This is a genomic window from Gluconobacter sp. (genome assembly GCF_047722525.1).
In the GTDB taxonomy this organism is placed as follows: domain Bacteria; phylum Pseudomonadota; class Alphaproteobacteria; order Acetobacterales; family Acetobacteraceae; genus Gluconobacter.
Window position 1 is genome coordinate 215,769 of sequence record NZ_JBDNYY010000006.1, and the last position, 9,703, is coordinate 225,471.

Here is a 9,703-nt window from a genome sequence, read left to right on the forward strand (position 1 = left end):
CTGCCCCAAGGACCGACCATGGCCACCAGAATCGACTATTACGAATCCCTTGAAGTCTCCCGCACGGCCTCGCCGGACGAGCTGAAGAAAGCCTTCCGCAAGCAGGCCATGCGTTACCATCCCGACCGCAATCCGGGTGACGATGCCGCCGAGCAGAAGTTCAAGGAAATCAACGAAGCCTATGACGTCCTCAAGGACGAGCAGAAGCGCGCGGCCTATGACCGCTACGGCCATGATGCCTTTGAAGGCGGCATGGGCGGAATGGGCGGCGGCTTCGGCGGTGGTTTTGCCGGTGCGGGCGGTCTGGGCGACATCTTCGACCAGATGTTCGGCGACATGATGGGAGGCCGTCGCGGTGGTGGACGCCGGACCGGGGCGGATGTCCAGGTTCAGGTCGAAATCACGCTGATGGAAGCCTTCAAGGGCGTGAAGAAGGACGTCGAGGTCCGCACCCGCGTGGCGTGTGAAGCCTGTCATGGGTCGGGATCGGCGGACCCCAAGGCAGGCAGCAGCACCTGTCCGACCTGTCATGGTGCGGGCAAGGTCCGCGCACAGCAGGGGTTCTTCCTCGTCGAGCGCCCCTGCCCGACCTGTCATGGCTCGGGACGTACCGTCGCCAATCCGTGCAAGGTCTGTCATGGCACGGGCACGGAAGCGAAGACGGAAACCATCAGCATCGACATCCCGGCTGGCGTCGAAGATGGGACCCGCATCCGCATGGCTGGCAAGGGTGAGGCCGGTGGCGAAGGTGTGCAGCCGGGCGATCTGTATGTGCACATCTCCGTCCTGTCGCATGACATTTTCCAGCGCGACGGGGCGAACATCTACTGCCGCGTTCCGCTGCGCATGACGCAGGCTGCACTGGGTACGGAAGTCGAGGTTCCGGTTGTGGATGGTGGCCGCAGCAAGGTCCGCATCCCCGCCGGTACACAGACGGGCGAGACGTTCCGCCTGCGCGGCAAGGGCTTCTCGGTCCTGCGCTCTTCGGCCCGTGGGGACATGTACATTCAGGTCTCGGTCGAGACGCCGAGCCATCTGACGAAGCGCCAGCGCGAACTTCTGGAAGAGTTCGAGAAGGAAGCCGGGGACGACCACGCGAAGGGCAGCCCTGAAAACAGCGGCTTCTTCGCCAAGGTGCGGGACTTCTTCGAAGGACGCTGACCGGCCTCGCCACCTCCATGAAACCCGGCAACCCTGAAAAGGTTGTCGGGTTTTTTGATTCCTCTTTCCCTGCGGAACAGGCCATATTCCTCGCAAAACAGCGGTTTTCATAAAAATAGCGTAGGGGCGTTTTTTATGTTGCGAATCATTAATGATAACTATTACGTTTCGTTAATGGATTACGTTTTTTCGTTTCCTGTGGCGGATTGTCCTAGAGATTTCCCTTGGTGAAGAGGCAGAAATGAAAAAAATCATTGTCGCGGCGCTCTCGCTTTCGACGGCTCTATGTTCCATCAATAGCGTATACGCCAAGACTGATGCGGCCAGGCGCGGTGGCGGCAATGATGCTTCTTCATCCGGGCATGGGGCCGGCTCCTCATCCCGCAGCGTGGAAGGCAGGACGACCGAAAGCATCCGGGTCACCGGACAGGGCGTCATTTCCAATAATGGCGTTACCGGCCGCGCTCCCGGAGGGGGCCTGATGGCGCCCCAGCACGGGCCGAAGACAAAACAGACCATCACACGCGACTATATCGCCACGCAGGCACCCACCAGTAATCCGGTCCAGCTTCTGGCCATGCTGCCCGGCGCCAATACGGCCAGTTCGGATCCGTTCGGGCTACAGGGAAGCACCATTTCCGTACGCGGCATGACCAGTGGCCAGATCGGCTGGCTGTTCGAGGGCATGCCGCTCAATGACGTGGGCAATTCGGCCTTCTATGCCAATGACGTCGTTCTTTCCGAAGACCTCCAGCAGGTTTCCCTCACCCCCGGTTCGTCCAACATCAATACGCCGACGCTTTCGGCTTCGGGCGGACTGGTGGAAATGAACATGATCGATCCCTCGCATCATGCGGGCGGGATGATCGACGCGGCCTATGGCAGCTATAATACCAGCCGCGAATTCATCCGTCTGGAATCCGGCGATATCGGTCATACGGGTGTGCGGTCCTTCGTCTCCTTTGCGAACGTGCATGGAAACGACTGGCGCGGGCCGGGAAAGGTAAAGTCCAAGCAGGTGGACGCCAAGCTGGTCAAGGACTGGGCGGGGGGAAGCCAGACGCGCCTGGCTCTGAGCTATGCCGCGCAGGATACACAGGAAGACCGTTATCCGACCCTGTCGCAGTTTGAGAAATACGGCAACAGCCAAGACTACAACTATACCAAGATCCGGAATACCACGAACTATTACAAGCTGCACCGCAACATGTTCCAGAGCATGGCGGCGACGCTTCCCAATGAAATCAACGTCACGCGCCGGTTTCATCTCTCCGAAACGCCCTATCTCTATTATGGATATGGCAATGGTGGAGGTGCTTCGACCCTGACAGCGGGCAGTCTTTACTCGGGAACGCAGAAAACGGCGTTACTTGATCCTGATGGCAACGTCATGGCCAATGGCACACAGGTCATGGCCTATACGCCCTCGATTGCGAAAACCGTCCGGATCGGCAACGTCTTCAAGGGCACGCTGGAACTGGGTAACCACACGATCACCGGCGGCTACTGGTATGAATGGTCTGACAAGATGCAGCAGACCGAGGCCAGCTATATCGATCCGGTCAGCGGGGAGGCCGCGAATGTCTGGGGACAGACCTACAATTACCTGACACCCAACGGCTACCCCTATGCCAGCCGCTCCCAGATCACCTTCAGCCAGGTCCATATGTGGTTCATCGAGGACCAGATCGACCTGCTCCAGAAGAAGCTGCATATCGAGGTCGGGTTCAAGGATGCCTTCGTCAAACGCGATGGCTACAATTCCCTGCCCGGCGCGCCCTACCGCGCCACGACGTCGAACAATGTTCCGCTGCCGCAGGTTTCCGCCACCTACAAACTGGGCAAACATCACGAATTCTATGTCGTCGGCGCAACAAACTTCCGCCTCGCACCCAATACGTCCATGTTCAATGTCTATAGCGGTTCCACCGGAAAGCTTGCGACGGCCGCGACATCACAGAACCCGGAATACTCGATCGAAGAGGAAATCGGATACCGCTACCACTCCGACCTGTTCCTCGCGGATGTGGCGTTCTTCAACTACAATTTCACCAACCGGCAGCTTTCGCTGAATGCCTATCAGAACGGCGCCCTGGTTTCGGAAAACGTCAATGCCGGCGGCCAGACCACGCGCGGCGTCGATATCGAGGTCGCCACACGTCCGATCCTCTATCACCTGCGTCCCTTCGCCTCGTTTGAATATCTTCATGCGAGCATCGACAACAACCTGCATGTCGGAAATGACCTTCTTCCCACCAAGGGGAAGACCCAGATCATGACGCCGTCCATTCAGGCGGCTCTCGGGCTCAACTATGACGACAGCCATTTCTTTGCGAGCGTCAATCTCAAATATATCGGCAAGCAGTATGCGACGTTCATGAACGACCAGCATATTCCGGGCTATTTCACCAATAATGTGACGCTTGGATACCGGATGCACAAACTCGGTTTTCTCAAGGCGCCGCAGTTCCAGCTCAACCTGTCCAACATCGCGGATGCGAAGTTCCGCACCGGCGTCTACAGCTTCACGAACGCTGCCCAGACGACCCAGGGTGTTTACGGGACATCCATGTCCGGCTCCGCGCCGACCTACTACCTGATGCCCGGCACCTCCGCGATGTTCAGCTTTTCGACGGGGTTCTGAAACTCATATGACGCCGGATTTGCAAAATCCGGCGTCACACTGCCCTTCCGGCTCCGGGCATGGTCCTGCCTCTTTTCGGCCTATGTGCCGGGCCGGAAAGACGGCAATCTTCCGGGCGTTAAGGTTTTGGCGGGGGATCATTGCCGTCTCCCCTCCCGCCACCCGGATTCCCTTCAGGCGCGCCTGTGGCCGGTGCGGCGATACGCGCACTCCTGTCAGCCGGCATCATGGAAAATGGTCTTGAGGGCCTTTTCCATGACCCCGGCGTCCAGCGTCCGGCCGAGCCAGTGCTCCACGCCGATCACGCCCTGATTGACCAGCATCCCCAGCCCGTCGATGACCGTGCAGCCCCGGCTTTCCGCTTCACGAAGCAGTCGGGTCATGGGCGGATTGGGGATGACATCGGCGACGATCAGCCCTTTCCGCAGGGTCTCGATCTTCACGGGCGGCAGCGCATCGGCATCCCCGAGACCGATGGACGTGGCATTGATCAGGATGTCCACATCCTCCGGCACGCTGGCCTCTCCGTCCCATGACCGGACATCGGCCTGGGCAGACGTATTGTCCCGCACGAGCGCGGCAATGGTTTCCGCTTTTTTGGGATCGCGGTTCATGACGGTGATGTGGGCGGCGGAAGCAAGCCCCAGTTCCACGGCGATGGCGCGTGCGGCGCCACCGGCTCCCAGCAGCAGGACTCTTTTCCCCTTCGGGTCCGTCACCTTTTTGAGGGACGCCAGAAAGCCTTTTCCGTCCGTATTGTCACCGATCAGGCGTCCGTCCCGGATGGAGACGCAGTTCACCGCCCCGATGATCCGGGCGGATTCCGCCAGTTCGTCCAGATGCTCGATCACCGCGACCTTGTGCGGCAGGGAACAGTTGAACCCCACCCATTCCATGGCCCGCGCGCCCGCAACCGCGTCCTTCAGGTTCTCCGCCTTGACGTCACAGTTGATGTAACGCGCGTCGATATCATGGTGCCGGTAGGCGGCCTCGATCATGGCAACGGTGGGGTTGTCATCGCAGGGTGTCGAGAACGATCCGGTCAGGATGCTGCGGAAATTCTGCTGGCTCATGAGAGGCTCCTCGGATCTGTGGATGTCTTTCGCTCATCCGACATGACGCACGGGATCGCGAAAGGTCCATTCACATTCCGGAAATCTCAGTTTTCGGGAACGGTCAGACCCAGAAGCGCGGCCTCACGCCCCGTCAGCAGATCGGCCAGCGTGTAGCGGTCCAGCACCGCCAGAAACGCGCCCAGCGCATCGCCCAGAACCCCACGCAGAACACAGGCCGGAGACAGAATACAGGGCCGTCCGTCCGTGCTGTTGCGGCCTTCGCAGTCCACCAGCGTCATGTCGTCTTCCGTGAAACGCACGACCGCGCCCACATTGATCTCCGCAGCCGGGCGCGAGAGTTCCAGCCCGCCGCCGCGCCCGCGGACGGTCGTAACGAAACCGCCCTGCCCCAGACGGTGCACGACCTTCACCAGATGGTTTTCGGAAATGCGATAGGCCTGTGCGATCTCGCGGATGGAGACGCGGCGTGACGTGTGAACGCCAAGATGGATCAGCACGCGCAGGGCGTAATCGGTGTGCAGTGTCAGGCGCATGGCGACTCCTCTGCCAGATTGACAGACGCAGGTCACGTTTTTAAAGATGTATTTCAAATACACCTTTAAGGGGACCGCTCATGTCCACTTCCGCCGACCGCAGCCTCACGCCTGAGACCATCGCCATCATCAAGGCGACCATCCCGGCACTCGAAGCCCATGGCGTGACGATTACGTCCGAAATGTACCGCCGCCTGCTGGCCGATCCCGCGATTGCGGAAATGTTCGACCCCACGCACCAGTCCACCGGCACGCAGCCCCGGGCGCTCGCGATGGCCGTGCTGGCCTATGCGAAGAACATCGACAATCTGGGCGTGCTGGGTGGGGCGGTCGAACGGATCGCGCAGAAACATACGAGCCTCGAAATCCAGCCGGAGCATTATCCGCATGTCGCGACGGCCCTGCTCGGCGCGATTTCAGCCGTTCTGGGGGATGCTGCAACGCCGGAAATCCTCGATGCCTGGGGCAAGGCCTACTGGGCGCTGGCAGATATCCTGATCGGCCGCGAGCATCAGCTTTATGACAGCAGCGCCCATGCTGAAGGTGGCTGGAGTGGCTGGCGCCCGTTCCGCATTGCCCGCGCTGTGCCGGAATGCGCGAATGTCACGTCGCTCGAACTGGAGCCTGTGGATGGCAAGCCGGTCATCAGCGCCATTCCGGGGCAGTATCTGGGCGTTGATCTGGACATTCCGGGCCATGGCCGGACCCGCCGCAACTACAGCATCACCTCCAGCCCGAACCGGAAGGGCTATCGCATCAGCGTGCGCCATGTGCCGAACGGAGTTGTTTCAGGCTGGCTGAACAGCGGAAAATGTGAAGGCACGGAGGCCCTTCTGTCTCCGCCGGCGGGCAATTTCGTGCTGCCGGAAAAAGTTGAGGGCCCGCTGGCGTTCGTCTGTGCCGGAATTGGCATCACGCCGATGATCGGGATGCTGGAAGCGCTGGCCAAACCGGACGTCACGACGCCCGTGCATGTGGTGCAGATCGCCCATTCCGCCGAGACGGCGCCATTCGCGAAGCGTCTGGCGGAACTGTCCCGCGACTCGGGCGGGCGCATTCAGGTCGTCACGCGCCTGACGTCGCAAGACGGTCGTCCGAGCGCCGCCTGGGTCGCGGAGCAGTTCCCCGGCGACGTGTCCACCTATCTGTGTGGTCCGACAGGCTTCATGCGTGACATGGTGCAGGACCTGCCGAAAGCCGGCATTCCGGCCGAACGCCTGCGTTACGAGACATTCGGTCCGGATACCGGTGTGACGGACTGATCAGTCCGGACTGAATCAGAGCGCGCTGGCCTTCTGCTCCGCGTCCGACAGGATGCGGGCACGGTCGGCGCCACCATTCGTGGCGAGGCCCTCGGCCTCGATCACGGTGATGTCCGTGATGCCGATCATGGTGAAGATGGACTTCAGATACGTCATCTGGTGCTCGAAGGCTGCCGCCGGGGAGCCTTCGGCATAGAGGCCACCACGGGCCACGGCGAGCACGACCTTCTTGCCCTGTGCCAGACCTTCGATCCCCCCGGGCGTGTAGCGGAAGGTCTGGCCCGCCACCATAATGCGGTCGATCCAGGCCTTGAGCTGGCTGGGAATCGACAGGTTGTACATCGGCACGCCAATGACGACGACATCCGCAGCCTTGAACTCTTTCAGGGCCTCCGCGCTGGCGATCAGTTCGGGACGACCGGAGACGTCCGGCGTCAGCTCCTTGCCCAGCCAGGACAGCGCCTCAACGTCCAGATGCGGCAGCGGATCGCTGGCAAGATCACGGGAAATGACCTCCACGGACGGATCTTCCCTGCGGAAGCGGGCGACAACGGCGGCGCTGACATGGCGACTGGCGGAGCTGTCCCCGAGAATGCTGGAATCGATATGGAGAAGTTTCATTTTGATCTTTCCGGTTCCTGATCGTAACCAGCACCAGATAAGGAACCTTTGAACCCCGCCGCAAGAAGGCACATTCCGGAGCCATAGGCACATGGATGTTCGCGTCAGCGAGACTGCCCTTTCCCCACCCGCCGACACGCATGACAGCGAGGCCTGCGCCGTCATCCGCTCCATTCTGGCGCGCACGACGGATAAGTGGAGCATCCTGATCGTCAAGTCGCTCGGACGCGGGCCGCACCGTTTCAGCGAACTGCGCCGCGCGATCGACGGGATTTCGCAGCGGATGCTGACCCTGACCCTGCGCAATCTGGAACGCGACGGCCTCGTCCTGCGGACCGTCACGCCGACGACACCGCCCCGTGTGGATTATGAGCTCACGATGCTCGGGGAATCGCTATGGTCACTGACGGAGGCTTTCGGGCAGTGGGCGCTGTCCAACCGTTCCGAAATTGAGGCGGCCCGCACCCGTTTTGACGCCCGGCTTGAATCCGAGACCTGATATTCCCGCTCTGATGGACTGACCATGACCCTGATTTCTGCTCCCCGTATCGGTATCGCCGGCATTACAGGCCGCCTTGGCACGCTCTGTGCCGAAGAAGCCGGAAACGCCCTCGTCGGCGGCCTCTCCCGCACCGCGGACGCCCAGCGCAACATCACGACTGATTCCGCCGCACTCGCAAAGGCCTGCGATGTCGTGATTGATGTCAGCCATGCCACCACGGTCCCGGCCCATGCCGCCGCCTTCGCACAGGCCCGATGCGCCTGGGTGCTGGGAACGACGGGCCTCGACAGGGCTGCGCAGGATGCCGTCAACGAGGCGGCGCAGCATATCCCCGTTCTTCAGGCCGCCAATTTCTCCCCGGCGCTGACGCTGTTTCTGGAACTGGCGCGGCAGCTTGGCGCGGGACTGCCGGATTATGATGCGGAAATCCTGGAGGTTCACCACCGCCAGAAGCTGGACGCTCCGTCCGGCACGGCTCTGGCGATTGGCCGGGCCGTGGCTGAAGGACGTGGGGTCAGTTTCGAGGACGTAGCCCGGACCGACCAGAACGGTCGCCGTCCGGATGGCGCGATCGGATTCGCCTCCCTGCGCGGCGGACAGATCGTGGGCGAACACGATCTCGTTCTGATGGCCGCGGACGAACAGATCACCCTGTCCCACCGTGCACTGGACCGCAGGGTTTTCGCAAGAGGCGCCCTACTGGCCGCAAGATGGCTCGCAGGACGCCAGGCCGGTCTCTACACAATGGCCGACGCCCTAAAAGCCTGACCCCAAAAAGCAGGGTGCAGGGATCAAGATCCCTGCCGGGCCCGGGCAGCGCCCGGACCTCCCTCAATCAACCACCAGCGATCGGCAGATTCACACCCGTCATGAAGCTGGAATCATCCCCCAGCAGGAACGCCACCACACCGGGGATTTCGTTGATGTCGCCATAGCGGCGCATCGGGACGCTACCGATCATCTGCTCGGCCACAACCTTGGGGTCGGTAGAGAAATACTGGCTTCCGACCTTGGCCTGAAGCTCGACCTGACGCTCCCACATGAAGCCAGGGCCCATGTAACCGGGGCTGATGGCGTTCACGCGGATGTTGTAGGGGGCGAGATCCAGCGCGGCGGTTTCGGTCAGGGCGATGATGGCGCCTTTGGAGGCACCATAGGCAGCCATATTCGGCGGCCCCTTCACACCGGCCATGCTGGCGGTATTGACGACACGGCCGTAGTTCTGCGCGATCATCTGGCGGGTGACAGCCTTGAGGACATGGAACGCGCCGGTGACGTTGATCGTCAGAACGCGCGCGAAATCCTCGGCGGGATAGTCCTGCACCGGGGCGAAAGCCCCCTGATAGCCGGCATTGTTGAACAGGAAGTCGATCTTCCCGAAATCCCGGACCACGGCGTCCACGGTCTCGGTTACGGCCTCTTCGGACGTCACGTCACAGACATAAGAGCGGGCTTCAACGCCCTTTTCCCGGACGGCGGCTTCGGCCTTTTCCAGAGCCTCGCGGTTCATGTCCAGCAGGGCGATGGCCGTTCCTTCCCCGGCCAGACGGAGGGCGGTCGCGAGACCGATATTGCCACCTGCGCCGGTGACCAGACATACTTTACCGCTAAACTGCTCAGCCATGATGCTTGTCCTGCTCGACTGTTCATGAGGATCGCGCCCCACCTGACAGATGGATTGCCGATCTGCATTTGAACGTCAACCAGACGTCCCGGTTGAAAAAGAAGGAGGGTTCCCCGCCTCTCTTTTTTGTGACCATCTGCCGTTTTCCGGGCCTTTTCCGCAGAAAACCGGGTTCAGACCCGTTGCTACCCCTTGACCCTTGCGCCCAATTCCGCCAAGCCGTCCCCTCCCTGAATGCCACAGCCTGTCTGCCAAGACACCCTGTGGCCCTTCTCACCAC

The 9,703-nt window shown here is 61.3% G+C and carries 9 protein-coding genes; 5 read left to right on the forward strand and 4 right to left on the reverse strand.

Going from position 1 to position 9,703, the window contains the following annotated elements; genetic code table 11:
• Window positions 1-18 precede the first annotated feature (18 nt).
• On the forward strand, window positions 19-1,161 hold the full coding sequence (gene dnaJ, locus ABF859_RS08170) for a molecular chaperone DnaJ (RefSeq protein ID WP_415527266.1): 1,143 nt from the start codon (window positions 19-21) through the stop codon (window positions 1,159-1,161).
• A 241-nt stretch (window positions 1,162-1,402) separates the two neighbouring features.
• The gene (locus tag ABF859_RS08175) at window positions 1,403-3,805 is read left to right on the forward strand and encodes a TonB-dependent receptor (RefSeq protein ID WP_415527267.1); all 2,403 of its coding nucleotides are present in this window, start codon (window positions 1,403-1,405) and stop codon (window positions 3,803-3,805) included.
• A gap of 215 nt (window positions 3,806-4,020) precedes the next feature.
• Here ABF859_RS08175 and aroE read toward each other — a convergent pair whose 3' ends face one another.
• Window positions 4,021-4,878 (reverse strand): shikimate dehydrogenase, encoded by an 858-nt coding sequence (gene aroE, locus ABF859_RS08180; RefSeq protein WP_415527268.1) that lies wholly within the window; start codon window positions 4,876-4,878, stop codon window positions 4,021-4,023.
• 86 nt (window positions 4,879-4,964) lie between these two features.
• Window positions 4,965-5,414: an RrF2 family transcriptional regulator gene (locus ABF859_RS08185; protein WP_415527269.1), complete on the reverse strand. Its 450-nt coding sequence runs from the start codon at window positions 5,412-5,414 to the stop codon at window positions 4,965-4,967.
• Between the two features lie 80 nt (window positions 5,415-5,494).
• Here ABF859_RS08185 and hmpA point away from each other — a divergent pair, with 80 nt between their 5' ends.
• The gene (hmpA, locus tag ABF859_RS08190; RefSeq protein ID WP_415527270.1) at window positions 5,495-6,676 is read left to right on the forward strand and encodes an NO-inducible flavohemoprotein; all 1,182 of its coding nucleotides are present in this window, start codon (window positions 5,495-5,497) and stop codon (window positions 6,674-6,676) included.
• Window positions 6,677-6,691: 15 nt separating this feature from the next.
• On the opposite strand, the gene ABF859_RS08195 is transcribed toward hmpA, so the two are convergent.
• Window positions 6,692-7,297 carry an FMN-dependent NADH-azoreductase gene (locus ABF859_RS08195; RefSeq protein WP_415527271.1) on the reverse strand — a complete coding sequence of 202 codons (606 nt, stop codon included), beginning with the start codon at window positions 7,295-7,297 and terminating at the stop codon, window positions 6,692-6,694.
• 91 nt (window positions 7,298-7,388) lie between these two features.
• Here ABF859_RS08195 and ABF859_RS08200 point away from each other — a divergent pair, with 91 nt between their 5' ends.
• Together ABF859_RS08200 and dapB are read left to right on the forward strand one after the other, a co-directional pair.
• A complete protein-coding gene (locus ABF859_RS08200) occupies window positions 7,389-7,796 on the forward strand; it encodes a winged helix-turn-helix transcriptional regulator (RefSeq protein ID WP_415527272.1) in 408 nt (135 codons plus the stop codon).
• Between the two features lie 24 nt (window positions 7,797-7,820).
• Window positions 7,821-8,567: a 4-hydroxy-tetrahydrodipicolinate reductase gene (gene dapB / locus ABF859_RS08205; RefSeq protein ID WP_415527273.1), complete on the forward strand. Its 747-nt coding sequence runs from the start codon at window positions 7,821-7,823 to the stop codon at window positions 8,565-8,567.
• Window positions 8,568-8,634: 67 nt separating this feature from the next.
• On the opposite strand, the gene ABF859_RS08210 is transcribed toward dapB, so the two are convergent.
• Window positions 8,635-9,423: an SDR family NAD(P)-dependent oxidoreductase gene (locus tag ABF859_RS08210; RefSeq protein ID WP_415527274.1), complete on the reverse strand. Its 789-nt coding sequence runs from the start codon at window positions 9,421-9,423 to the stop codon at window positions 8,635-8,637.
• Window positions 9,424-9,703: the final 280 nt, after the last annotated feature.